Below are 25,024 nucleotides of genomic sequence, written 5' to 3' on the forward strand. Positions count from 1 at the left end.
GATCGACCAGCTGCCCGGCCCAGCCCGAGAGCGCGAACATCAGGAAGATGAACGGCAGCAGCGCCGCACCCGCCACCGTGGCCGAGTAGCCCTGCACCTGGATCAGGTTGAGCGGAAAGAAATACAGCCCACCGCCCAGCGCCGCATACAGCAGCAAGGTCAGCAGGTTGGCGCCGCTGAAGTTGCCGATGCGCAGCAGCGACAGCGGCAGCATCGGCGTGCGCGCCCGGCGTTCGGCAATGACGAAGCCCACGCTGCCCACGACACCGATGGCCAGCGCCGCGAGCACCGCCGGCGAACGCCAGCTCTGCGTCGGCGCCTCGATGAAGGCGTAGACGATGCCGCCCAGCCCAGCGGTCGCCAGCAGCGCGCCCCACAGGTCGAGCCCGCCGCGCGCCGCGGCGCCTTTGCTCTCGGGCACGTGGCGACGCACGATCCACAGCACGAGCAGCGCCATCGGCACGTTGATGAGAAAGGCCCAGATCCACGAGAAGTGATCGACCAGAAAACCGCCCAGCACCGGCCCCACCGCCGCCGTGATGCCGCTGAAGCCCGACCAGGTGCCGATGGCCTTGCCGCGCTCTTTCTCGGGAAACGACGCGCTGATGAGCGCCAGGCTGCCCGGCACCAGCAGCGCGCCGCCGATCCCTTGAATCGCGCGTGCGGCGATGAGCTGCTGCACGTCGGCCGCGAGCGCACAGCCGACCGACGACAGGGCGAAGACGACAACGCCGATGGCAAAGATGCGCCGCCGCCCGTAGTGGTCGCCGAGCGCGCCGCCCACCAGCAGCAGCGCCGCGAGCAGCAAGGCGTAGGACTCGACCACCCATTGCGCCTGAAAGGCCGTGGCGTGCAGGTCGGACTGGATCGCCGGCAAGGCGACGTTGACCACGGTGCCGTCGATGAAGGCCATGCTCGAGCCGACGATGGCCGCGGCGAGCACCCAGGGTTTGGAGGCTTCGGGGCAGGCGCCCTCTTCCGTGGGTGGATTCGGCCCATGCAGGATCAGCGTGTCGTCGCAGGGCGCCTTGCCGATCTGTGCCATGGGGCCTCCGGTTCAGGGGTTGCCGGGGTTGCTCCTTCCCCCTTTGGGGGAAGGTTGGGATGGGGGCATCTTCCAACTGAGCGCCATGCTTTTTCGAGCGCCGCCGTGCCCCCACCCCTGCCCTCCCCCAGAGGGGGAGGGAGAAAGACAAAAACAAAGCGTCAGATCGCGCACGCCGTCGCGCCCGGGTTCGTCTGCGCCGCGTTCACGCTGCGCGCCATGGCTGCAGCAGCAGTCGCCGTCACGCGCTGCGCGCCTTGCGCCAGCGCGTCCATGCCGCTGCCAGTGGCCTCGCCCGCATCGAGCCGGCACACCACCGTGCGCGCCTCGTCGGAACGGCGCAGCGTCCAGCTGAAGCCGGCGTCCACGCGCCCGCCGTCCACCAGGTCGAACTGGCGCACCTGCACCGCGACGCGCCACACGGGCTGTGAGGTCTGGCGGCCGCCCTGGGTCACGTCGAGTGCGCCGAGCCGGCCGGCAATGCCGCTGCCGAGCGCATCGCGCAGCTCGTTCTCGAACGACGAGGCCCAGCGGTGCTGCTCGAGCACGTCGACCTGCACGCCGCCGGTCGGGCGGCGCACCACCATCTGCGGGCGCGCGAGCCGCTCGGGCACAGCAATGGGCGCGAGCTCGATGTACATCGGCGACGTCGCGTTGAGAAGGCGCGGCGCTGCGTCGGTGAGCGCGGGCGGGCCGGCCAACGTGTAGTAGCTGTCGGGCTTGCTTGCGCAGCCAGCCAGCGCCACCACCGCTGCGGCGGCGCACGCGAGAGCGAAGGTCGTCGTCTTCATTTCTTGTCGTCCGGTTTGCCGCGCAGCAGCGATTCGGGATGGCGTTCGAGGTAGTCGGTCAGGATGCGCACCGAGCCCGCGGCGCGCGTCAGCTCGCGCAAGGTCTGGCGCATGTCCTGCTGCAGCGGCGAGTCGTCGGCCAGCGTGCGTTCGGCCGAGTTGACGGTCTTGCGCACGTCCTTCATGGCCGCAGCCAGCTCGGGCGTCACGTCGGTGTTGATGCGGTTCACGGTCTGCTCGGTGCTGGTGAGCGTCTTGTTGAGCGTGGCCAGCGTGGTGCGCAGGTCGCCTGCAATCTGCTCGTAAGGCACCTTGTTGAGCTTGGTGGCAATTTCCTGCACCTGCGACTGGATTTCGTCCAGGCTGTTGGCGATGGTGGGCAGCTCGATCGGGCTCTTCGACAGGTCGATCTTGACGGGCGGCGACTTCGGAAAGAAGTCGAGCGCCACGTAGACCTGGCCGGTCAGCAGGTTGCCGTTGCGCAGCTGAGCGCGCAGGCCCTTCTCGGCCAGGAAGCGCAGCCGTTCCTGCTGCGTCGCGCGCGACTCCGTCCCCTGCGCACCGGCACCGCTTTCGCGGCGGCGCAGGCGGTCGGGGTAGATCTGCACCAGCACCGGCATGCGGAACTCGCGCTCGGCGCGGTCGAACTCGACGCCGATGGATTTCACCTCGCCCAGCACCACGCCGCGGAAGTCGACCGGCGCGCCCGGCGTGAGGCCGCGCAGCGACTGGTTGAAGTACATCAGCAGCGTCTGCGAAGGACCGTCGGGCTCCTTCATGGCGGAGGTTTCGTCCTGCGCCAGCACGAAGGCCGTGTTCTCCTTGGCCAGCGGGCCCATGGCGTCGTCGGGCGCCTGAAAGGCGATGCCGCCGAGCAGGATGGTCGCCAGCGATTGCGTGCGCAGCGTGAAGCCGCTGGCGCTCAGTTGCGCGTCGATGCCGCTGGCGGGCCAGAAGCGCGTGTTCATGCCGACGAACTTGTCGTACGGCGCGTTCACGAACACCCGCAGCGTGACGCCGCGGCCGTCGCCGTCGAGCTCGTAGGCCGCGACCTGTCCGACCTTGATGCGCCGGAAGTACACGGGCGAGCCCACGTCGAGCGAGCCCACGTCGCGCGCACGCAGCAAAAACTGCTGGCCCGAGTCGCCACGCGTGACGATGGGCGGCACTTCGAGGCCGGTGAACTCGCCTGCTGTTTCCTTCTCGACGCCCGCGTCGGCGCCGATGTAGGCGCCCGACAGCAGCGTACCCAGGCCCGAGATGCCCGAGGTGTCGAGCCGTGGCCGCACCACCCAGAAGCGCGAGTCGGCCGAGGTGAAGCCCTCGGCCTCCTTGTTGAGCTGTACCAGCACGCGCACATGCGAGCGGTCGCGCGCCAGCCGCAGGCTCTGCACCAGGCCGATCTGCACGTCCTTGTATTTCACGGCGGTCTTGCCGGCTTCGAGGCCTTCGGCCGTCTTGAAGGTGAGCACGATTTCGGGGCCGCGCCCCATGAGGATCTTGGCCACCAGCGTCACGCCGACCAGCGCGGCGACGATGGGAATCAGCCAGATCAGCGAGGGCAGCCACTCGCGGCGGCGCGCCACTTTCGGTTTCGGCAGCGCGGGCGGGGCCGACGCTGCCGGACGGTCTTGCGGTTGCGTGTCTTCTTCACTCATGCGATTTTTTCTTCCCTGCTTTCAAATTCGATTTCGTCCGCGTCGGCTTGCGGCACCGGGCCGTCCCACGTCAGGCGCGGGTCGAAGCTCAGCGAGGCCAGCATGGTCAGCACCACCACCGCGCCGAAGGCCGCGATGCCCACGCCCGCGGTGATGACCGCAAAACCCTGGATCTGCACCAGCCCCGTCAAGAGCGATACGACGAACACGTCGAGCATCGACCAGCGTCCGATGATCTCGATGATGTGATACAGCTTGGCCCGCTCGCGCCGTCGCCAGTTGCTGCGCCGCTGCGCCAGCACCACAAGCAAGAGCAGTACCGCCAGCTTGAACAGCGGCACCAGGAAGCTCGCGATGAACACGATGGCCGCCAGCCCCCAGGCGCCCGACACCCAGAAGTAGATGACGCCGCTCAGGATGGTGTCGTACTGCGCGCCGAACAGCGTGCGCGTGATCATCACCGGCAGCAGGTTGGCCGGGATGTACATGATGCAGGCCGCGATCAGGAAGGCCCAGGTGCGGTTCAGGCTCTGCGGCTTGCGCGTGTGCAGGCGGGTACCGCAGCGGGCGCAGGCCTCGCCCTCTTCCGCATCGCGCCAGACGGCGGTGCAGTGCGTGCAGACGTGCAAGCCGAGCCCGGCTGCCGTCGGCACCGGGTTTGCGTGGTCATGGTCGTCGTCGGCCTGCGCCTCCCATGGGCGGGCCGAGGCCAGGCGGGCGGGCAGCCCGCGCACGTTCATGCGCGCACCTCCGGCGTGTTGTCGTCTGTGGCGGCGTCTTCCTCATCGGCCTGGCGGAAGGTCATTTCCCAGAACGCGCCGGGGTTGAACGACAGCACCGCCGTGAGCGTCACGGTGAGCGCCACGAAGGCCCACAGCGCGGGCCCCGGCACCACCGTCGCCATGCTCGACAGCTTGACGATCGCCACCAGCACGCCGAGCAGAAAGACTTCGATCATTCCCCAGGGCCGCAGCGTCTGCATCATGCGCACCAGCATCGCGAAACCCCAGGGCCGGTGCGCGCGGGCGAGCGGCACCAGCAGGTAGGCCAGGATGCACAGCTGCAGCAGCGGAAACAGGATGGTCGTGGCCAGCACCAGCAGCGCCACCGGCGACATGCCCTCGGCGCTCAACACCACCACCGCGCCGGCCAGCGTGGTCTGGCTGCGCAGGCCCTGCAGCTCGATCTCGACGATGGGAAACAGGTTGGCAATGGCGAACATGATCAGGCTCGCGACCGTCAGCGGCAGGATGCGCCGCTGCTGCGCGCCCGGGTGCCGGTCGAGCTCGGTGCCGCAGCGCGGGCACTCGGCCACGTCGCGCGGCGCCAGCGGCGCACGGGCGTAGACCGCGTCGCAGCCCGGGCAGACCACGGTGTCAGGTACTTCCTTCATGAGGCCGTACCCTACCTTATTCAGGCGTGCGGGCTTGTCGTCTTCAGCCGCAGACTGCTGAAAACCGCAGCCACCGCCGCACAGCCCGCCGCCAGCACCAGCGCCACCACCGGACCATGTCCGCCGTGCGGGCTCCAGATGCTGAACACCGCCGCCAGCACCACGGCACCCAGCGTCTGCCCCGTGAGCCGCGCCGTACCGAGCATGCCGCTGGCCGCACCACTTCGGTGCGCGGGCGGCGAGCTCACGATGGTGTGGTTGTTGGGCGACTGAAACAAGCCGAAGCCCAGGCCGCACAGCGCCATACGCCAGGCGATGTCGGCATTGCCCGGGTGCGCCGGCAGCGCCGCCAGCAGCGCAAGGCCGGCGGCCAGCAGGCCCAGGCCGATGCCGCCGAGCAGCCCGTCGGGGTAGCGCCCGATGAGCCGCCCGGCGATGGGCGCCATCACCACGATGGCCAGCGGCCACGCGGTGATGAGCAGGCCGGCCTCGATGTGGCTGCGGCCGTACACATCGAGCAGCAAAAACGGCAGCGCGATGTAGGCCAGCATCTGCGCGCAGAACGCCGCCACCGAGGTGCCCATCGACAGCGCGAACACGGGAATGCGCAGCAGGTCGATGGGAAAGAGTGGCACCGCCAGCTTGCGCTGGCGCCGCAGATAGACAAAGCCCACAGTCAGCCCCGCCCCCAGCGTGGCCCATGCCAACCACGGCGTGCCCGTGGCCTGCACCCCGCCCTCGCGCACGCCCAGCTGATCGACGCCGAGGAAGACCAACGAGAACATCAGCACGTTGAGCGTCACGTCGACCAGCGAAAAGCGCGCGCCTGCGGCCGGCGCCGAGCGATTGAACGGCAGCGCCCGCATGCCCAGCGCGAAGGTGACGATGCCCAGCGGCACGTTGATCGCAAAGAGCCACGGCCACGACGCCACCGACAGGATCGCCGCCGCCACCGAAGGCCCGGCCACCGACGAGGTGGCGACCACCAGCGAGTTGATCGCCATGCCCTTGCCCAGCTGCGCCGACGGGTACGTGAGCCGCACCAGCGCCGCGTTGACGCTCATGATGCCCGCCGCGCCCAGCCCCTGGAGGGCGCGCGACGCGATCAGCGTGCCGAGCGAATTGGCGAAGGTCGCGGCCAGCGACGACACGGTGAACACCGCCATGCCCACGAGGTACACGCGCCGGTAGCCCACGAGGTCGCCGAGCGACGCCAGCGGCAACAGCATCACCAGCGTGGCGATCTGGTAGGCGTTGACCACCCAGATGGCCTGCGCCGGACTGGCCTGCAGCTCGCGCGCGATGCCGGGCAACGCGAGGTTGACGATGGTGCCGTCGAGCACCGAGACCGTGAGCCCGAGGATGATGACCAGCATCGCCCAACCACGCGCGGGCGCGGCCAGGCCGTCGAGGGGCAGCGGCTTGGCCTCGCTGGCTGTGGCGGCTGCCGTCATGTCAGGCGCCTTGCGCCCTGCCCTCGGTCGGCTCGGAGCGCACACCGCCCAGCGTGAGCCAGGTCAGCACCAGCGCGATGAGCGCGCCTGCGGCCATGCCTGCCACCATCGGCAGCGGCCGGCCGTTGGAGAACAGGCCCACCACCGCCATCGCGAGCGCGCCGGTCAGCATCTGCAGCGTGCCCAGCAGCGCCGAGGCCGTGCCGGCGATGGCGCCGTGCATCTCGAGCGCCAGCACGCCGGTGGTTGGGATCACGAGGCCCATGAAGCCCGAGGCGATGAAGTACAGGACGATCAACACCCAGAGGTTGTCGCCGCCCATCGCGAAGTAGACAAACATCGCGACCATCGCCACGCCGCAGCAGACCACGCCGAACTTGACAAGGTTGACCAGCCCGTAGCGCTCGCCCAGCGAGCCCGTGAACTGCGAGGCCGCAATGAAGGCCGCCGCATTCACGCCGAAGGCCACGCTGTACATGGCGGGCGACAGGCCGTAGTGGTCGATCATCACGAACGACGAGTTCGCCAGGTAGGTGAAGAAGCCCGCCATGGCGAAGCCGCCGATGAACACCAGCCCGAGGTAGTGCCAGTCGCGCAGCAGCAGCCAATAGGCCGACAGCGCGCTGCCCAGGCTGCTTTCGACGCGCTCCGAGGCCGGGCGCGTTTCGTCGAGCAGCTTGACCATCATGGCCAGGCCCGCCACCGCGGCGATGGTGACGGCCCAGAACACGCCGCGCCAGCCGGTGAAGGCGATGACCACGCTGCCCACGAGCGGCGCCAGGATCGGCGAGACGCTGAACACCAGGATCAGCAGCGACATCAGCCGCGCCGCGTCGGTGCCGGTGTGCAGGTCGCGCACCACGGCGCGCGGAATCGCCATGCCGGCGGCGGCGCCCAGGCCCTGCACGAAGCGCAGAGCGATCAGCGTCTGGATGTCGGTCGCCAACGCGCAGCCCACGCTGGCGAGCGCGAACAGCACCAGCCCGGCATACAGCGGCGGCTTGCGCCCGACCATGTCGGAGATCGGGCCGTAGAGCAGCTGCCCCGCGCCGAGCGACAGGAAGAAGGCGGTGAGGCTCATCTGCACCGCGCCGATGTCCGCATGCAGGCTCTGCCCGATCGCGGGCAAAGCCGGGAGGTACATGTCGATCGCGAAAGGCCCGATGGCGGAGAGAAGGCCCAGCAACAGGGCCATTTTGAAGAACGGAGAAGAACGCATTGGGTCGATTGTGGCGAAGGCTCGCAATCGGTGCAGGCGTGGGGTCGGCGGCTTTCGCCGCTAGTGCATTCGTTCTACCGGACGGTACGGCGCCGTGTTTCAGTACAGCGTCGACCGCTGCCGCGCGGGCAGTTCGCGGTCGTAGGTGACGCCGTCGAAGGCCGCATCGGTCAGCGCGGAAAGGATGGCGCCCGGCGTCGGTACGGTGCGTGGCGCGTCTTCCGGCACCGGCGCCCAGAGCTTCGAACGCTGGATCGCGCGGGCGCACTGGAAGAACACGGTCTCGACGCTGATCTCGATCACGCACTGCGGCGCGCGCCCTTCCACCGCGAAGCGCGCCAGCAGTTCGGGCGCCACGGTGATGCGTGCGCGCCCGTTCACGCGCAGCGTTTCGCCCACGCCCGGAATCAGGAACAGCAAGGCCACGCGCGGGTCGGCCACGATGTTGCGCAGGCTGTCGATGCGGTTGTTGCCGCGGCGCTCGGGGAGCAGCAGCGTCTTCTCGTCCTGCACCGCGACGAAGCCCGGGGCGTCGCCGCGCGGCGAGGCGTCGAGCCCGCCGGGGCCGAGGGTCGCCAGCACCGCGAACGGCGATGCGGCGATCAGCGCCTGGTAGCTCGGGTGCAGGTACGGCACCTCTTTCTTCAGCGAGGCCTCGCCCGGCTGGCCGAACAGGGCTTCGAGTTGCGCGACGGTGTCGATGGTGGTCATGGGGCGATGTTCTCCTGAATCGGGGTCGGTGCCGAGGCGCGTCGTACGCACGCCAGCGCCGCGACCGCCAGCAGCAACGCTGCGGTGCCGTAGATCCACGGCGGCGAAGCAATGGGCAGCAGCACGCCGGCCAGCAAGGGGCCGGCGCCTGCACCGATGTCACGCCAGACCGCGCGGGCCGCCAGCGCCCGCACGCGCTCGGGCCCGGGCGTGCGACGCGCCACGATGGGCGGCAAGAGCGGCAGCTGCAGCGCCCGCAGCACCACGATCAGCGCCGTGCAGCTCCACAGCCAGCCCAGGCCGAAGCCCACGAGCGCGAGCGACGTCACCAGCGACAGGCTCACGAGCAGGCGCTCGGCGCCGAAATGCTCCGCCATGCGCCCGCCCACCGGGCCGAGGAAAATTTCCGCGAGGTAGCGCAGCGCCATCAGCACGCCGGCCACGATCACCGCACCGCCGGGCAGCAGGTCCTTGCCGAGGTACGACAGGCCCACGATGAAGAGGCCGTCGAGCGCCAACCCTTCCATGAAGGACCAGCCGTCCAGCGCATTCGGCCGCGAGAAGCGCCGCGTCGCGACCGTAGGCGTTGCGCTGTGATGCGGCTTCGACGGCAGCCGCCGCGTGACGAACAGCGCGAGCAACGACACCACCGCCAGCACGCCGAAGATCGCGCGTGGCCCGACCGTGTACGCCAGCAGCGCGCCGAGCGGCAGCGCCAGCACCGGCCCGGTCGCGATGAAGGCGCGCGAACGCCCGCTGCGCCGCGCGGCGCCAATCGGCTCGGCCGTGGCCAGGGCCTGCGTCGACAGGTTGAGCGCCGCAAAGCACAGGCCCCAGGTCAGCCGCAATGGCAGCAGCGCCCAGAAACCCGAGAGCGTGGCGTAGCCCAGCCCGCAGCACGCGGCAGCCACCACGGCCAGCGTGCAACTCGCCCGGTCGCCATGGCGCGCATAAAAACGCGCCACCCAGCCGTAGCCCGCGATGCGCACCAGCCGGTTGGCCGCCAGCAGCAGGCCGACCTCGGCCAGCGAGACACCGAACTGCGACGCGTACATGGGCAGCAGCAGGTACAGCACCACATCGGCCGGCAGCGACAGGCCGAGCGCCATGGCGGCGTGGCGGGAATCCAGGGCGGTGGAGCGGACGGGATTGGCAGAGGTGGAAGGCGGTGGTGCAGCGGACATCGAGCCCGTATCGTGCCCGCTCGCACTGCCCGCCGACAAACGACATTCCCGCGCGGCATGCGTGAGAAAATCGCACGCATGCCGCTTCGCGAACCGCCCCTTCATGCCGTGCGTGCCTTCGTCGCGGCGGCCCGCCACCTGAGCTTCACGCGCGCCGCGGTCGAACTGCATGTGACGCACAGCGCAGTGAGCCGGCAGATCAAGAGCCTTGAAGCCTGCCTGGGCGTGGCGCTGTTCGAACGTCGCATCCGGCAGGTCACCCTGACGCCCGAGGGCCAGCAGTTCTTTGCGGAGACCGAACCCGCGCTCGCGCAGATCCACGCGGCGGCGCGGGCGCTGCAGCTGCAGGGCCCGGCGCGCGCGGTGCGCATCAACGTGCGGCCGTCGTTCGCGGTGCGCTGGTTGATTCCGCGGTTACCGTCGTTCGTGGAACGGCATCCCGACATCGAGCCGCAGGTCGTCACCAGCACGGTCATGCCCGAACAGGCCACCGGCACTTTCGACATCGCCGTGCGCCGCGGCCTCGAGGGCTGGCCGTCGTCGATCAAGGTGCGGCCCTTCCTCGAAGACGAGGTGCTGGTGGTCGGCGCGCCCGCGCTGTTCAAGACACAGCCGCTGCCCGACCTGCGCGCCCTCGCCTCGCATGTGCTGCTGTCGGCGCGCACGCGCAAGGACGACTGGGACGACTGGAAGAAGCAGGTCGGCGCACCGCGCGCGCGGCCGGCCGGACGGCTGCAGTTCGATCACCTGCACTTCGTGTTGCAGGCCGCGGTCGACGGGTTGGGCATCGCGCTCGCGCCGACCTCGCTGGTGGCGCACGACCTGGCGTCGGGGCGGCTGCAGTCGCCGTTGCCTGCGTTGCGGATGACGCTGGAGCGTTATTACTACGGGCTCGCGCCCGATGCGGCACCCGAAGCGGTGTGCGTCGCCGAGTGGTTCGAGCAGATGAATTCGGACTGAGGCTTCCACGTCCGTAAACGGCCAGCGGCAGATGGAGGCGGACCGCACGATGCGGTCTTTGTCTTCGTGTCCTGCCACATGTCATCGCCCCTTCCCCGCTCCTTCTCCCACCTCGCCTGGGCCAACCTTGCGGCCCAGTCCGCCGAACAACTGAGCCTCGCGGCCGTGCCGCTGGTGGCCGTGCTCGCGCTCGGCGCCGGGCCCGGCGAGATCGGTTTTCTGGCAGCGGTGCAGACGCTGCCCTTCCTCCTGGTCTCGCTGCCGATGGGGCTGCTCGCGGACCGCATGTCACGCCGCCGCTTGATGGTGTGGGCCGAGGGGCTGCGCGCCGTGTCGCTGCTGGCCTTGCTTGGCATGGTGCTGTCGTCGACGCTCGGCATCGGCGGGCTGGCCGTGCTCGGGTTCCTCGGCGCGGTCGGCACCGTGGGCTTCAGCGTTGCGGCGCCCGCGCTGGTGCCGGCCCTCGTGCCGCGCGACGCGCTGGCGCTCGCCAACGGGCGGCTGGAGTTGGCGCGCAGTGCGGCCTTCACAGCGGGGCCTGCGCTTGCGGGCGCGCTCGTCGCGTGGGCCGGGGCCTCGTCGGCCTTCGTGCTGGCGGCGGTGCTGTCGGTGGCGGCCGTCGGCCTGTTGCTGCGTTTGAACGAAGCGCCCCGCCCCGCGGCCCCGTCACGCCATCCGCTGCGCGACGTGCATGACGGCGCGCGCTTTGTCTGGCAACACGCGTTCCTGCGGCCCATGCTGATGACCGGCGCGGTCTTCAACATCTCGTGGTTCGTGCTGCAGGCGGGCTATGTGCCTTATGCCGTGCGCGTGCTCGGCCTCGGCGCACAGGCCGTCGGCTTCACGCTCGCGATGTACGGCGCGGGCATGGTCGTCGGCGCGCTGCTGACCTCGCGCGTGACGGCGCGGCTGCCGTTCGGGCGCGCGATCCAGGTCGGGCCGGCGGTGGCGGTGGCCGCTGCCGCGACGATGGCGGCCACGCTCCTCGTGCCGAGCGCCTCGCTGGCCGCGCTCTCGTTCTTCCTGTTCGGCGCGGGTCCGATGGTCTGGGTCATCACCTCGACCACGCTGCGCCAGAGCGTGACGGCCTCGGCGATGCTGGGCCGGGTGTCGGCGGTGTTCCTGACGGTGAACGCGGGCGCTCGCCCCGTCGGTGCAGCGCTCGGCGGCGTGGTCGGCGCGATGTGGGGCGAGCCCGCCTGCCTGCTGCTGGCGCTCGCGGGCTTTGTGCTGCAGGCCGCGATCATCTTCGGCTCGCGCATCGCGGGGCTGCACCGCCTGCCGGTGCCGGCGGCCTGAGCACTCCCGTTCAGAACAGCGATCGCGTCCCGCTCGGAGTGGCGCCTTCGATGTCGAGCATGCGCAGCTTGGTCAGCGCGCCGCCGCCCGCCGAGAAGCCGCCCGGCTTGTTGCCCGCGGCCAGCACGCGGTGGCACGGCACGACCGGCGCGAAGGGGTTGTGGCCCATGGCCTGACCGACCGCGCGCGAGAGGCCCTTGTCACCCAGCTCTTCGGCCACCTCGCCGTAGGTGCGCGTCTGCCCCGGCGGAATGCGCCGCGCGATCGCATAGACGCGCTGGTGGAATTCGGACACGCCGCGCATGTCGAGTTCGATATCGCACAGGTCATCGGTCGCGCCTTCGAGCAGCGCTTGCACGCCCTCGATGGCCTGTTGCGCGCGCTCCGACGGTGGCGCTTCTTCCAGATCAGGAAAGCGCCGATGCATGCGCGCACGCGTCGCGGCCTCGCCCCGCTCTTCAGGCAGTTGCACACCGACCAGACCCTGCGGCCCCCACGCCAGCGCACAGGCGCCGATGGCGGTCGGGAACAAGGCGAAGCCGGATTCGGAAGTGGATGCGGCAGTCATCGAAGCATTGTGATTCAAGGTTGAAGAACTAGGCGCGGGCACGCGCCCGAAGCCCTCTTTCGCAGAAGAGAAAAAGTACCGGCCAAACACCCCGAAATACCAGACTTTCACTCGACGCTTCGAGGCGTTTCCGCTCATCGTTTCGAACGGACCGAACGTCGGCAAGCCGTTGTCGGACCTATGCATCGGCCGCTAGTCTCGCGCCCAGAAGTTGTCGGCTGAAATTCCAAAACAACAGGGAGGAGATGCACATGAGGCGACGCGATTCTTCGCGGCCGGCGGGGCTGCGCGACCAGCGCGGACTGACGGCCGTCGAGCTGATGGTCACGATCGCGATCCTGGCGATTCTTATCGGGCTGGCTGCACCGTCGATGTCGCGCTTCATCGTGCAATGGCGGCTCGCCAATGCTGTCAATGCGCTGACGGGTTCCCTGCGCATTGCGCGCACCGAGGCCATCGCGCGTGCGCGGCCAGTCGTTGTCTGCCAGTTGGCGCCCGGTGCCGCAGCGGCGTGCGAAACCGCCGCGGGCGACAAGGACCTCGCCGCAGGCTGGATCGTGTTCGTCAAGAACGACCGCGACCCGAAGTCGGCCGATTCGCTGTCGGAGGGCGACGAGCTGCTGCTGCGGCAAGACGCACTACCGGGCATCGCGAAGATCACGTTGAATGCCGCTCGCTTCGTCTTCCTCCCCAATGGCCTGACGAACTCCGGAGCCACCGGCATCAAGTTCGATGCCTTCGGCTTCGAGACGGCCAGCACAACCCCGTGGGCGCGCAGGACGCTCTGCATCAGCAAGCCCGGGCGCATCCGCCATGCGGCCGATGGCGTCGATTGTTCGGGCAAGAAAGAATGAAGCCCCAGATCCAGCAAGGCGCCACCCTCATCGAGGTGCTGGTGGCCATCGTCATCCTGGCCATCGCCCTGTTCGGCATGGCAGGGTTGACCTCGGCGGCCCTCAAGTACAACCAGTTCTCGCGCATGCGCGCCACCGGGCTGAGCCTGGTGACCGACTATGCGGAGCGCGCCCGCGCCAACCTCGTCGGCTTTTCCAGCTACGCCAACGCCAAGGCCTACAACGCCAGCGTGCGCAAGGCTGCAGCCAAAGATCCCACAGCAGCGCCGGACGTCTGCGAAGTCAAAACCTCCGTTCCCGCCGACCCGGTCAACACCTGCGGCGCGACCATCGCCCGCTACGACCTTGCGCAGTGGCTCACCAATGTCGCGAATCGCCTGCCAGGCGGTACGGCCTACGTCACGACGGAGTTGACCGACACGCGCGTGTTGAACATCTGGCTGATCTGGAGCGCCATCGAGGAAGGCACCGGCTTCGGGCGCAAGGAACAGTTGCTGCAGGCCTGCCCCACCGGCGCCAACATCGCAACGGGGGCTTCGGTGAACTGCATGTACTTCCGGATCACGCTATGAGCGCCACCTCCATTCCTTCTGGCCGCATGCGCCATCTGAACAGCGGCTTCACGCTGATCGAACTGATGGTCGCGTTGACGATCGGGCTGGTGATCCTGGCCGCGGCCCTGTCTGTGTTCGCGACCTCCAGCCGCAGCAGCCAGCTGTCGGAGCTCGAGACGCAACTGAATGAGGACGGCATCCTCGCACTCAACCTGATCCAGCAGCAGCTCAAGCAGGCCGGCTATTCGCAACAGCTCATCCCGAGCAACGGTGCCACGGTGATGGGCAACTACGCAGGTCTGGCAGTGCGCGGCTGCACCGGCGGATTCGAGGACACCGATGTCGCCTTCGACAAGCTCTCGTGCAAGGCTGGAAGCAGCGACGCTATCGCCATCCGCTACGAAGCCACCACCGACAACACAGCGTCCCAGGCCGAGGACGCGACACTGGCAACGAACTGTCTGGGCAACGGCATCCACCCCTTGACGCCCTCGCAAGTGAACCCGCCTCCCACGCCAGCACCGGGGGCGTTGCCACCGGGGAACTACGCGCTGGCCGACAACCGTTATCTGGTGACCAACGCGAGCACACAGCCCGCGCTGTCCTGCCTCGGCATGGAAAAGAATGGCGACGATGCCAACGCCTTCGGCGTCTCGCAGCCGCTGCTCGCCAACGTGGAAAGCATGCGAATCCTGTACGGCGTGGCCACCCGCCCCAGCCTCGAGCTGGCCGCCATCTACGACCCCCTGCGGCATCAGATCGTCAGCTACCTGGATGCCGCTGGTGTGGATGGCCTGGGCAGCAGCGGCGTTCTGCCCGATCCCACCGAAGACCGATGGGGCCGCGTACTGAGCGTTCGTGTCTGCCTGCAGATGCGCAGTGAACGACCTGTGCGCGACGTGCCCGAAGGCGGCATGGCCTACAAGCAATGCGACAACGCGGACGCGACCGGCACCGACGGCTACCTGCGCAGGACCTACACCACCACCGTCCTGCTGCGCAACCGGGTGATCGCGCCATGAACATGACCTCCTCTCGTTCTTCTGCGCACCGCACCGGCGTCAACTCGCGCGAGCGCGGCGTGGTGCTCGTCGTCACGCTGGTCCTGGTCGTGATCCTGTCGCTGCTGGGCACCTTCGCGATCCGCAATGCCACGCAGAGCGAACGCAGCGTGAACGGCATTCGTTCCACCGAGGTCGCACGCGAGGCCGCAGAGACGGCGCTGCGCTTCTGCGAGCAGGTGGCCATCTTCGACGGCGATGGCAAGGACTACACAGAGAACGGTGCCACCGGCATGCGCGCAAAGATCGTCGCGACCACAATCGGCTCGGAGTTCGACCTCAAGGCCAAATGGCGTGACAGCACCAGTTGGTCGGACGCAAAGGCCATCAAGGTCCCGCCCTCCTTCTTCAACAAGAAGTCCAGCGGCACCGAGGTCGACGCCGTGCAACTGGAGATCGCACCGCGCTGCCTCATTCAGAGGATAGCAACCACCTCGACGCCCCAACTGACCGGCTACCTGATCACGGCCCGGGGCTTTGCCAACAACGCCAAGTTCGACGACGCGACGGGTAAAGCCACCCGGGGCGCGGAAGCATGGCTGCAGTCCGTGCTGACGCGCGACAAATGACTTCTTGCCTCTTCATCGCCATGACAAACCCACGCTCCGCTTTCTCGCACTCCCGCCGCGGCTTCACGCTGATCGAAGTCATGGTCGTCGTCGCGATCGTCGCGATCCTCGCGGCCATCGCGATGCCGAACTACCAGGAGTACGTGCGCCGCTCCAAACGCGTCGAGGCCCAGGGCGTGCTGATGGAGGCTGCACAGTTCATGCAGCGCTACTACTCGGCCAACGACCGTTACACCGCGGCCGCTGACGACACCACCCAGGAAACCGAGCAGAAGAAAGGCGCCAAGAGCCTGCTGCCCGACGGCCTGCAGCAGTCACCCCGGTCCGGCGGTGCGAACTACACGATCGCCGTCTTCGCGCAAGACACCCCGCCCCGCTACACGCTCAAGGCCACCCGCACCGGCAGCATGAGCAGCGACCGGTGCGGCACGCTGACCCTGAGCGGGCTGGGTGTGAAGGGCGTGGCCGACGCACCGAACCTCACGGCTGCGGACTGCTGGAAATGAATCGAACACGCCCCATGAACTTCTTATTTCCAACCGACAGGGAAGACCGCATGACCGCTGCGCACTCGCTTCTTGCTCCCGCCAAGGCCGCGCGCGCGCGCCGAATCTTCATCGGTTTCACTGCCGCATGGAGCGCAGCCCTTCTGCCCCTCGGCAACGCGCATGCGGCCACGACGCCGAGCCAGACCCCGCTGTACAACGCAGTGCCCGGCGCCAAGCCCAACCTGATGTTCGTGTTGGACAACTCGGGGTCGATGGACTTGGAAGCTCAGGACGGGTACGCGGTCGACGACAAATGCAAGGTCGATGGAGAGAAGGATTGCGGAAACAAGAATGGTGGGTACGGCTGGTATGCCATGCGATCCAGCAGCGTGAACACGCAGTACTACAACCCGGCCATCAGATACCTCGCCAGAGTCAATCCTGACGGCACGGAAAAAGGGAATTCGATCCCTTTCGTCGACAACCAAAGCTCCACCTACAAGAGGCCGATTCACGATACCGATGCAGGCTATCAACGGAAATTCATCTACGTTCAGTGCAAGAGCAATGACTGCTCCGAACCAGCCAACAGAACAGTGGTCACCATCAACGACCCACCGGGCACTGGCACCATCGACCTGCCCATCGGGAACAAGCGGACGGATTGCGGGACGAACGTCACAAAATGCACAGCCGTGCTGGAGCACCGCAATATCGTCAACTGGTATGAGTGGTACAGCACTCGCTCCCTCGCCGTCAGCACGGCTTTGGGACTCGCAATGCAAAGCTACGATAACAAGTTCAGGGTCGGCTATGTTCAATACAACCGCGACGGAAAAGCCGCAGAGAAGATCATTAGCGGCGTCAATTACTTCAAGGACGATGTATCGATTGCCGGGAGAAAGTGGAAGACCAGGTTCTATGACTGGATCTACGGCCTTGAACCCAACGGAGGAACGCCAAGCCACCACGCCCTGGTGCTCGCGGCCAACTACTACGCCGGCAGCGGAACCACTGCCTACACGGCGTCCTGGTTGACCAGCCCCTGGAAGAACGATCCCAATGACCTAACGAGTGGCGAGCTGAGCTGCCGACGCGCCTACGCCATTGTGCTGTCCGATGGCGCGTGGAACCCAGGCACCACAGAAGGCACCGATACGCGCTACACCGCCAGCACCGGGAGCATCAACTTCGACGGCAAGCCATCCGGAAATACCGCCAGATTTCAATACGACCCGAAAGGCGCTCCTGGCTACGACAGTCCGGCTCTAGCTCAAAAGCTGAGCGCCAGAAATCGCTACGTTCCCTACCCTGGTGGTGGCGGCAGCAACGGCTTCGCCGACCTGACTGCTCGCTACTTCTGGCACACGGATTTCTCCAGTACTCTGGCCAACGATGTTCCCACCATGGAAGGCCAGCACAACCCCACGTTCTGGCAGAACATGACCACGTTCACCATCGGCTGGGGCCTGACGCCGTCAGGAGAAGGCAAAGGCAGTGGATTGAATTGGAGCCAGATCGAAAAGTACAACAGCGATTGGCTCGCTGGCAATCCAGCGGCTCCGCCGCAATGGGCGACCGGCAATCTGAATTCAGGCAGCGCAGGTTCGGACGATGCCCGGCGCGTCGACGACTTCATCCATGCCGGCTTCACCGGCGGCGGTCGTGCCTACAGCGTGTATTCGGGCGACGACGTGCGCCGCGCCCTCGACAACGCCTTGAGCAGCATGGCGGGTTCCGGCAACGACGCGGGCGTGGCGGTGTCAGGCAACAGCAATGAGTTTCAGACGCTGGAAGGCCAGTACAAGTACACGACCGAATACCAGACAGCGGACAACAGCGGCGATATCAAGGCGTTCGAACTGAATGCCGACGGTGGCGACAAGTTCGTGGAGGCGGGGAAACCGAAGCCGGTCTGGTCGGCCAATGCCAAGATGCCGCCTGCGAACGAGCGGACGATCTTTGGCTTGTCGACTTACGACACCAATATGCTTGGCAGCGGCCTGCGCACAGTGCTGACCTACAACACGAGACTGGACAAACTACCGCCCGATTTCCAGGCGCTGCTGAATGCCGACAAGCGACAAGCCACCGACGAGAGCTTCGTCCGCTACCTCCTGGGAGACAACGCGCAAAAAGATGTCGGCGGCACGGTCTACCGGCTGCGCAAGCAGCCCATCGGCGCCTCGGTCAACTCGCCACCGATATTCGTGGGGGGCGCTTCGATATGGGCTATGGCTCCACCAGCTTGGTCGACGGCAAGGGCGTCGACTATGCCAACTACAAGACGTTCAAGACCACGCAGCCTCCCACCATCTTTGCAGCCACAAACAATGGCATGGTCCATGTGCTGAATGCAGCCAAAGATGCCCCCACGGCCGGCATCGAACTCGCTGCATTCATGCCCAAGGGCGCGATGGCTTCACAGATCGATCTCGCCAACCCGAACTTCCGCTTCCGCTACACGCTGGACGGTCCGCTGGTCGAACAGGATGTGTACGACAAGGATGGCATCACCCCGGCCCACAAGAAGGGCACCTGGCGCCAACTGGTGGTCGGCACGGGCGGGCGCGCAGGCCCCTTCATGTACGGGCTGGAGTCGCCTTTGGACACCACCAACCGAAAGCCGACCCAGGACCACTTCCTCTGGGAAGTGGACAACAAGCACAAGGACTACCTCAACCTCGCCCACATCACCAACAACCCCGCCGCGGGTCAACTGGACGACGGAACCTGGGTGATGCTGACGGGCAACGGTCACTATCCGGAAACCAAGAAGGTCGGCCTGTACGTTGTGGAGGCGCTCACCGGCAAGCTCAAGAAATTCATTCAACTCCCGACAGGCTTCGGCGGCGATGCGGCCGGTGGCAACCGCGGCCTGGGCGGCGTGGTCGCGGTGCGGGACACCACCCGCCGCATCGTGGCGGCCTATGCCGGCGACGCCAACGGCAACTTGTGGCGTTTCGATCTGCGAAGCGCCAAGCTCACAGTGTCCGCTCCCCGGCTGCTGTTCACCACGCCGGAGGGCAAGAAGCGACCGATCTACGCTGCGCCCGCATGGCAGGTTCACCCTGGTGATGGCAGTACGTGCACCTACAGCGCCACCTCATCGTGCGGCGCCATCGTGGTGATCGGCACAGGCATCCTGCTGGATGAAGACGATCTGACCATGCCAGCCACGAGGCAGGCCCTCTACGGCATCTGGGACCAGACACCGATCGGCGGCGATGACAAGGCGGGGGTCGTCCCGCTCACCACTTCGAACCTCATGGCGCAAACCATCACTCCCGTGGCCAAGCTTGGTGCGGGCCTCGAAGACGGGAAGAACTTCTACCAGCTCAGCTCGAACGCCGTCGACTGGAAAACCAAAAAGGGATGGCTGCTGAACCTCGGCACCATCACGCACCCCGGCGCCATGCTCAACGGCGAGCGCGTGGTCGGCGACCTGGCCAACCTGGGCAGCAGCGTGATCATCTCGTCCTTCCTGCCGGAAGACAAAAAGCAGGGCATCGAGTCCTGCACCGCCACAGGCAGCCTGCCCAACAACATCTACGTGCTCGACGCCCTCACCGGCAAGAACAAGAACTCCTTCGACGTCGATGGCAACGGCAGCTTCGACGCGTACGCGGTCGTCTCGATCTCCGGCGGCGGCTTCACGCGCGGCAACGTGAACTCGCGCAACATGGTCGGCCAGCCCAACGAAGGCCATCCCGACGGCAAGCCCAGGACCAGTTGCACCAACGAAACCGGCTTCCTCACCGGTGTGGGCGGCACGCAGAAAGCCGGCGACGGCTGCCCCGCCCGGAGCTGGCGCCGCAGCTGGCGCCAGGTGGTCTCACCGCCCTTCTGAGTTCCGAAGAAAACCTCAGCAGCGTCAGAGCACCATGTGCCGCGCCAGCAGCACCGCCACATGCACCGCCTCCCGCTGCGCCCCATCGCCGATCTGGTGTCTGCAGCTCGTGCCGTCCGCCACCACGATCGCGTCGGGCCTGGCGCGGATGGTGGGCAGCAGGCTCGCCTCGGCCATCTGCATCGACACCTCGAAGTGGCTCGCCTCGTAGCCGAAGCTGCCGGCCATGCCGCAGCATGAGCTCTCGATCAGCTCGGGCTCGGCGCCCGGAATCAGCTTCAGCACCTCCATGATCGGAGTCACCGCGCCGAAGGCCTTCTGGTGGCAGTGGCCGTGCAGCAGGATCGGCGCGGTAGCCGGCTTCAATGCGAGTTCGAAGCGGCCGGCCTTGCGTTCGCGTGCGATGAACTCCTCGAACAGCAGCGCCTGCTTCGCGACGACTTGCGCCTTGTCGCCGAAGCCCATCACCAGCGTTTCGTCACGCAGCGTGAGCAGGCACGAGGGCTCGAGCCCGACGATGGGAACGCCCGCCTGCGCCAGCGGCAGCAGCGCGTCGATCAGCGCCCCGGCGCGCACCTTGGCTTCGTCCACCATGCCGCTGGCCAGGAAGGTCCGGCCGCAGCAGTGGTGCCCGCCGCCCTTCTCCACCGTGTGCAGCGCATAGCCTGCGGCGTGCAGCACGCGCGCCGCGGCAAAGACGTTCTCGCTTTCGAAGGTGCCGTTGAAGGTGTCGACGAACAGCACAGCGACCTTCTCGCCGCGCGCTGCCGCAGCCAGCACCGAGGCCTGGTCAGAAAACAAGCCCGCCGCGACCGTGTCCTTGCCGCGCCAAAAGGTGTCGGTGCGCCATTCGGGCAGCGAGCGCTTCGCTGAAAAGCCCAGCATCTTCTCGCCCAGCCATGCCGCGCCCGGCACGCGGTTGCGCAGGTTCAGCAGCCACGGCATGCGGCTGGCGCGGTGCGCGTAGTCGGGCATGTAGGCGACCAGCTTGTCTTTCAGCGTGTGGCCGTGGCGCTTCTTGTAGTGGTCGAGAAACTCGATCTTCATCTTCGCCATGTCGACACCCGTCGGGCAGTCGCGCTTGCAGCCCTTGCAACCGACGCACAGGTCCATGGTGTCGTGCATGGCCTCGCTGGTGAAGGCGTCGGCGCCGAGCTGGCCCGACAGCGCCAGGCGCAGCGTGTTGGCGCGGCCGCGCGTCAGGTGCTGTTCGTCGCGCGTCACGCGGTAGCTCGGGCACATGGTGCCGGCGTCGAACTTGCGGCAGTGGCCGTTGTTGTTGCACATCTCGACGGCCTTCGCGAGGCCACCGGTGCTGTCGCCGCCGGTGCCGGGCGCGGTGGTCAGCTCGGTCACGGGGTCGGCGTTGACGTTCCAGCCCGACCAGTCGAGCACCGGCTTCAGTTCGATGCGGCGGTAGGGCTTGGGCGCCGTCGGCGGCGCAAAGCGGAACAGCGCGCCGTCGTCCATGCGCGGCGGGTCGATGATCTTTCCGGGGTTGAACAGCCCGATCGGGTCGAGCTGCTGCTTGATTGCGCGAAAGGCCTCGTTGATCGCCGGCCCGAACTGCCATTCGATCCATTCGCCGCGGCACAGCCCGTCGCCGTGCTCGCCGCTGAACGCGCCCTTGTACTTGCGCACCAGCGCGCTGGCCTCTTCGGCAATGGCGCGCATCTTGGCGCCGCCGTCGGCGCGCATGTCGAGAATCGGCCGCACATGCAGCGTGCCGACCGAGGCATGCGCGTACCAGGTGCCGCGGCTGCCGTACTTCGCGAACACCTCGGTCAGCCCGTCGGTGTATTCGGCCAGATGTTCGAGCGGCACGGCGCAGTCTTCGATGAAGCTCACGGGTTTGCCGTCGCCCTTGAGGCTCATCATGATGTTGAGGCCGGCCTTGCGCACTTCCCACAGGTTCTTCTGCCGCGCGTCGTCGGCCATCTCGACCACGCTGCCGGGCAAGCCGAGGTCGCCCATCAGCTCGACCAGCTGCTTCAGCTGCGGCAGCAGCGCGGTCTTGTCGGCGCCCGAGAACTCGACCAGCAGGATGGCGGCCGGCTTGCCGATCAGCGCCGTTTCCACCGTCGGCTTGAAGGCCGGGTTGGCCAGGCTCAGCTCGATCATCGTGCGATCGACCAGCTCCACCGCGGTCGGCCTGAGCTTCACGATGTGTTGCGCCGCGTCCATGGCCGCATGGAAGGTCGGGAAGTTCACGATGCCCAGCACCTTGGCGCGCGGCAGCGGTGCGAGCTTGAGCTTCAGGCTGCGCGTGTAGGCCAGCGTGCCTTCGGCGCCGATCAGCAGGTGCGCGAGGTTCACGCTGCCGTCGGCGGTGTAGGGCCGCTCGCTCTGGTTGTCGAAGATGTCCAGGTTGTAGCCCGCCACGCGGCGCATCACCTTGGGCCAGTGCTGCGCCATGGCGTCGCGATGCTCCTGCGCCAGCCCGTGCACGAACTGCGCAATGCCGGCCGCGCGCGCGCCGAGCGTGCCGACCGGACCGAACTCGACCAGCTCGCCACTCGACAGCCACGCGCTCGCGCCCAGCACGTTGTGCACCATGTTGCCGTAAGCAATGGAGCGTGAGCCGCAGGAGTTGTTGCCCGCCATGCCGCCCAGCGTGGCCTGCGCGCTGGTCGACACGTCGACCGGGTACCAGAGCCCGTGCGGCTTGAGCTGCGCGTTCAGGTGGTCGAGCACCAGGCCCGGCTCGACCGTTGCGGTGCCCTCTTCCACGTTCACATCGAGCACCTTGCGAAAGTGCTTGCTGTTGTCGATCACCAGCGCCGCGCCCGTGGTCTGGCCGCACTGGCTGGTGCCGCCGCCGCGCGCGAGCACCGGCACCTTCAGGTCGCGGGCGATGTCGATGGAGGTGGCAATGTCGCGCTCGTTCGTCGGCACGAAGGCGCCGACCGGCGTGATCTGGTAGATCGACGCGTCGGTGGCGTAGCGCCCGCGCGAGCCGTCGTCGAACAGCACCTCGCCCTGCGTGTCGGTGCGCAGCCGGCGCGCCAGCAGTTCGCAGGTGTCGTTGGGCGGAAGAACGGTTCCGGCTGGCTGCATGTGGCTGGCGGGGTCGATGCGCATGGTGGGTGCTTAGCTCGCGTTGTTGCTCGTGGTCTTGCTCTTGCTCTTGGCAGCGGGATAGATCTGGCCGGCGCGCAGCAGCTCCAGCACGGTGTCGCGCTTGCGCAGCACGTGCGCCGTGAGCACCTTGCGCATGGCCTGCGCGTCGCGCGCGGCCAGCGCCTGCACCATCTGCTCGTGCTCCTCGACCGCGTGCTGCCACTTGGTCTCGTCCTGGTTGGTGCGAAAGCGCAGCGACTGCACGCGGGCGTTGATCGAGCGGTAGGTGTTCGACAGCACCGGATTCGCCGCCGCGTCGTTGATGGCCGTGTGGATGCGCGCATTCAGGCGGTAGTAGCCCGACAGGTCGCGGCGCGCGAAGCAGGCCATCATTTCGTAGTGCAGCGCGCGCACCTCGGCCAGTTCTTCGTCGGTGATGCGCTTGGCCGCCAGCTCGCCCGACATACCCTCGAGCATCGCCAGCACCTCGAAGGTGTTGAGCACGTCGGCCTCGGTGAGCTTCACCGCCACCGCGCCGCGGTTGGGCAGCAGGTCGACCAGCCCTTCGGCCGCGAGCAATTTGATGGCTTCGCGCAGCGGCGTGCGCGACACGTTCAGCTGCAGGCACAGCTCGCGTTCGTTGAGCTTGGCGCCCGGTGCAATGCGCCCTTCGACCAGCATGGTGCGCAGGCGCGACGCGACCTGGTCATGCAAGGCCAGCCTGGAGATTTCGATGATTTCAGCGGTCATGTGGTGTTCCCTTACTTGCATTTTGAATGCAAAAAATAGCCGCCACAACCTTGGTTGATAGGTGTAAACCATCATACATAAATGCATTTTGAATGCAAAACTAGCTGCAAAAGGAGAGCCCATGCTGCAACTCGACATCCATCCCACCGGCCGTCACTTCCTCCAGATTCCCGGCCCCAGCCCGGTGCCCGACCGCATCCTGCGGGCCATGAGCCTGCCCACCATCGACCACCGCGGGCCCGAGTTCGGCACGCTGGGTTTGAAGGTGCTCGGCGGCATCAAGGAGATCTTCAAGACGAAGCACCCGGTCGCGATCTATCCCGCGTCGGGCACCGGTGCATGGGAAGCCGCCCTCGCCAACACGCTCAGCCCCGGCGACCACGTGCTCATGTACGAGACCGGCCACTTCGCGTCGCTCTGGCAGAAGATGGCCACGCGCCTGGGCCTGTCGACGGAGTTCCTGGCCTACACCGGCACCGACGCCCACCTGCCCAACGCGCCCGGCTGGCGCCGCGGCGTGCAGGCCGAGCTCATCGAGGCGCGCCTGCGCAAGGACACCGAGAAGAAGATCAAAGCCGTGTGCGTGGTGCACAACGAGACCTCCACCGGCGCCACCTCCGACATCGCCTCGGTGCGCAAGGCCATCGATGCCGCCGGCCACCCCGCCCTGCTGCTGGTCGACAGCATCTCGGGCCTGGCCAGTGCGGACTATCGCCATGACGAATGGGGTGTCGACGTGTGCGTGAGCGGTTCGCAAAAGGGCCTGATGCTCCCGCCCGGTATCAGCTTCAACGCGCTCTCGCCGCGCGCCCTCGAAACTGCGAAGCACGCCAAGCTGCCCAAGGCCTTCTGGGCCTGGGACGAGATCGTCGAGATGAACAAGGACGGCTATTGGCCCTACACGCCGAACACCAACCTGCTCTACGGCCTGTCGGAATCGCTCGACATGATCCTCGGCGAAGGCCTGGACAACGTGTTCGCGCGCCACCAGCGCTGGGCCGCCGGCGTGCGCGCCGCGGTCAACACCTGGGGCCTGCCGATCCAGTGCGCCGACCCGGCCGTGTACTCGCCCGTGCTCACCGGCGTGATCACGCCCGAAGGCATCGACGCCGACGCCGTGCGCCGCCTCATCCACCAGCGCTTCGACCTTTCATTGGGCACCGGCCTGGGCAAGCTCAAGGGCCGCATGTTCCGCATGGGCCACCTGGGCGACAGCAACGACCTGACGCTCGTGGCGATGGTCGCGGGTGTCGAGATGGGCATGAAGCTCAGCGGCATCAAGCTGGCGGGCAGCGGCGTGCAGGCGGCGATGGACTATTTCGCGAGCCACCAGGCCGCACCGGTCGGCCTGCAAAAAGCAGCCTGAGCCGGGCGCGCAGAACCTCACACCGGCCGCAGCGCATCGCTCGAACGATGCGGCGGCCCCCCACCCTGCCGGGCCCGCGCAAGCGGCTCCCGGCACGCATCGGATTCCCCAACCGACGGAGACAAAGAAGATGCAAAGACGTTCCCTGATCCAGGCCGCCGCCGGTGCGGCCGCCACGCTGGGCGTACCC

Annotated in this window: 22 protein-coding genes; 10 read left to right on the forward strand and 12 right to left on the reverse strand. The window is 67.4% G+C overall.

The window, feature by feature from the left end; translation table 11 throughout:
• The 9 genes from AAG801_RS23475 to AAG801_RS23515 all read right to left on the reverse strand — a co-directional run.
• The coding region (locus AAG801_RS23475) for an MFS transporter (protein WP_341890529.1) at positions 1 to 1,045 on the reverse strand (1,045 nt) is incomplete at its 3' end.
• A gap of 161 nt (positions 1,046 to 1,206) precedes the next feature.
• Entirely contained in the window at positions 1,207 to 1,836 is a 630-nt protein-coding gene (locus tag AAG801_RS23480; protein ID WP_341890530.1) for a PqiC family protein, read from the reverse strand.
• Positions 1,833 to 3,494 (reverse strand): MlaD family protein, encoded by a 1,662-nt coding sequence (locus AAG801_RS23485; RefSeq protein WP_101491561.1) that lies wholly within the window; start codon positions 3,492 to 3,494, stop codon positions 1,833 to 1,835. The genes AAG801_RS23480 and AAG801_RS23485 overlap by 4 nt, the downstream gene beginning before the upstream one ends.
• Entirely contained in the window at positions 3,491 to 4,234 is a 744-nt protein-coding gene (locus tag AAG801_RS23490) for a paraquat-inducible protein A (protein ID WP_341890531.1), read from the reverse strand. Before AAG801_RS23490 ends, AAG801_RS23485 begins: the two co-directional genes overlap by 4 nt.
• Positions 4,231 to 4,887 (reverse strand): paraquat-inducible protein A, encoded by a 657-nt coding sequence (locus AAG801_RS23495; protein ID WP_341890532.1) that lies wholly within the window; start codon positions 4,885 to 4,887, stop codon positions 4,231 to 4,233. Before AAG801_RS23495 ends, AAG801_RS23490 begins: the two co-directional genes overlap by 4 nt.
• A 20-nt stretch (positions 4,888 to 4,907) precedes the next feature.
• The gene (locus AAG801_RS23500; protein WP_341890533.1) at positions 4,908 to 6,341 is read right to left on the reverse strand and encodes an MFS transporter; all 1,434 of its coding nucleotides are present in this window, start codon (positions 6,339 to 6,341) and stop codon (positions 4,908 to 4,910) included.
• A 1-nt stretch (position 6,342) separates the two neighbouring features.
• Positions 6,343 to 7,560, reverse strand: coding sequence for a multidrug effflux MFS transporter (locus AAG801_RS23505; protein ID WP_341890534.1), 1,218 nt, complete (start codon positions 7,558 to 7,560; stop codon positions 6,343 to 6,345).
• A 99-nt stretch (positions 7,561 to 7,659) separates the two neighbouring features.
• Positions 7,660 to 8,271, reverse strand: a complete 612-nt coding sequence (locus tag AAG801_RS23510; RefSeq protein WP_341890535.1) for a pyridoxamine 5'-phosphate oxidase family protein — start codon at positions 8,269 to 8,271, stop codon at positions 7,660 to 7,662.
• Positions 8,268 to 9,380 carry an MFS transporter gene (locus AAG801_RS23515; protein WP_341890536.1) on the reverse strand — a complete coding sequence of 371 codons (1,113 nt, stop codon included), beginning with the start codon at positions 9,378 to 9,380 and terminating at the stop codon, positions 8,268 to 8,270. The genes AAG801_RS23510 and AAG801_RS23515 overlap by 4 nt, the downstream gene beginning before the upstream one ends.
• A 153-nt stretch (positions 9,381 to 9,533) precedes the next feature.
• Between AAG801_RS23515 and AAG801_RS23520 the strand changes: the two genes are divergently transcribed.
• Together AAG801_RS23520 and AAG801_RS23525 are read left to right on the forward strand one after the other, a co-directional pair.
• Positions 9,534 to 10,415, forward strand: a complete 882-nt coding sequence (locus AAG801_RS23520; RefSeq protein ID WP_341890537.1) for a LysR substrate-binding domain-containing protein — start codon at positions 9,534 to 9,536, stop codon at positions 10,413 to 10,415.
• Positions 10,416 to 10,493: 78 nt separating this feature from the next.
• Positions 10,494 to 11,714: an MFS transporter gene (locus tag AAG801_RS23525; protein ID WP_341890538.1), complete on the forward strand. Its 1,221-nt coding sequence runs from the start codon at positions 10,494 to 10,496 to the stop codon at positions 11,712 to 11,714.
• A 10-nt stretch (positions 11,715 to 11,724) separates the two neighbouring features.
• Here AAG801_RS23525 and AAG801_RS23530 read toward each other — a convergent pair whose 3' ends face one another.
• Positions 11,725 to 12,282 carry a methylated-DNA--[protein]-cysteine S-methyltransferase gene (locus tag AAG801_RS23530; RefSeq protein ID WP_341890548.1) on the reverse strand — a complete coding sequence of 186 codons (558 nt, stop codon included), beginning with the start codon at positions 12,280 to 12,282 and terminating at the stop codon, positions 11,725 to 11,727.
• 251 nt (positions 12,283 to 12,533) lie between these two features.
• Here AAG801_RS23530 and AAG801_RS23535 point away from each other — a divergent pair, with 251 nt between their 5' ends.
• Genes AAG801_RS23535 through AAG801_RS23565 form a run of 7 tightly spaced genes read left to right on the forward strand, consistent with a single transcriptional unit; the run spans position 12,534 to position 19,658 of the window.
• A complete protein-coding gene (locus tag AAG801_RS23535) occupies positions 12,534 to 13,136 on the forward strand; it encodes a GspH/FimT family pseudopilin (RefSeq protein WP_341890539.1) in 603 nt (200 codons plus the stop codon).
• Positions 13,133 to 13,708 (forward strand): type IV pilus modification protein PilV, encoded by a 576-nt coding sequence (pilV, locus tag AAG801_RS23540; protein ID WP_341890540.1) that lies wholly within the window; start codon positions 13,133 to 13,135, stop codon positions 13,706 to 13,708. The genes AAG801_RS23535 and pilV overlap by 4 nt, the downstream gene beginning before the upstream one ends.
• The gene (locus tag AAG801_RS23545) at positions 13,705 to 14,712 is read left to right on the forward strand and encodes a PilW family protein (protein ID WP_341890541.1); all 1,008 of its coding nucleotides are present in this window, start codon (positions 13,705 to 13,707) and stop codon (positions 14,710 to 14,712) included. Before pilV ends, AAG801_RS23545 begins: the two co-directional genes overlap by 4 nt.
• Positions 14,709 to 15,320 carry a PilX N-terminal domain-containing pilus assembly protein gene (locus AAG801_RS23550; protein WP_341890542.1) on the forward strand — a complete coding sequence of 204 codons (612 nt, stop codon included), beginning with the start codon at positions 14,709 to 14,711 and terminating at the stop codon, positions 15,318 to 15,320. The genes AAG801_RS23545 and AAG801_RS23550 overlap by 4 nt, the downstream gene beginning before the upstream one ends.
• A 20-nt stretch (positions 15,321 to 15,340) precedes the next feature.
• On the forward strand, positions 15,341 to 15,826 hold the full coding sequence (locus tag AAG801_RS23555; protein ID WP_341890543.1) for a type IV pilin protein: 486 nt from the start codon (positions 15,341 to 15,343) through the stop codon (positions 15,824 to 15,826).
• Positions 15,827 to 15,876: 50 nt separating this feature from the next.
• Positions 15,877 to 18,162, forward strand: coding sequence for a hypothetical protein (locus AAG801_RS23560; protein WP_341890544.1), 2,286 nt, complete (start codon positions 15,877 to 15,879; stop codon positions 18,160 to 18,162).
• A complete protein-coding gene (locus AAG801_RS23565; protein WP_341890545.1) occupies positions 18,057 to 19,658 on the forward strand; it encodes a PilC/PilY family type IV pilus protein in 1,602 nt (533 codons plus the stop codon). Before AAG801_RS23560 ends, AAG801_RS23565 begins: the two co-directional genes overlap by 106 nt.
• Positions 19,659 to 19,682: 24 nt before the next feature.
• Here AAG801_RS23565 and AAG801_RS23570 read toward each other — a convergent pair whose 3' ends face one another.
• Together AAG801_RS23570 and AAG801_RS23575 are read right to left on the reverse strand one after the other, a co-directional pair.
• The gene (locus tag AAG801_RS23570) at positions 19,683 to 22,739 is read right to left on the reverse strand and encodes an FAD-linked oxidase C-terminal domain-containing protein (RefSeq protein ID WP_341890546.1); all 3,057 of its coding nucleotides are present in this window, start codon (positions 22,737 to 22,739) and stop codon (positions 19,683 to 19,685) included.
• A gap of 9 nt (positions 22,740 to 22,748) precedes the next feature.
• Complete coding sequence (locus AAG801_RS23575; protein WP_319355259.1) at positions 22,749 to 23,468, reverse strand: GntR family transcriptional regulator; 720 nt, start codon at positions 23,466 to 23,468, stop codon at positions 22,749 to 22,751.
• A 121-nt stretch (positions 23,469 to 23,589) separates the two neighbouring features.
• On the opposite strand from AAG801_RS23575, the gene AAG801_RS23580 reads away from it, so the two are divergent.
• Positions 23,590 to 24,834, forward strand: coding sequence for an aminotransferase class V-fold PLP-dependent enzyme (locus AAG801_RS23580; RefSeq protein WP_341890547.1), 1,245 nt, complete (start codon positions 23,590 to 23,592; stop codon positions 24,832 to 24,834).
• Positions 24,835 to 25,024 lie beyond the last annotated feature (190 nt).

The sequence above is a fragment of the Variovorax sp. YR752 genome, assembly GCF_943372545.1.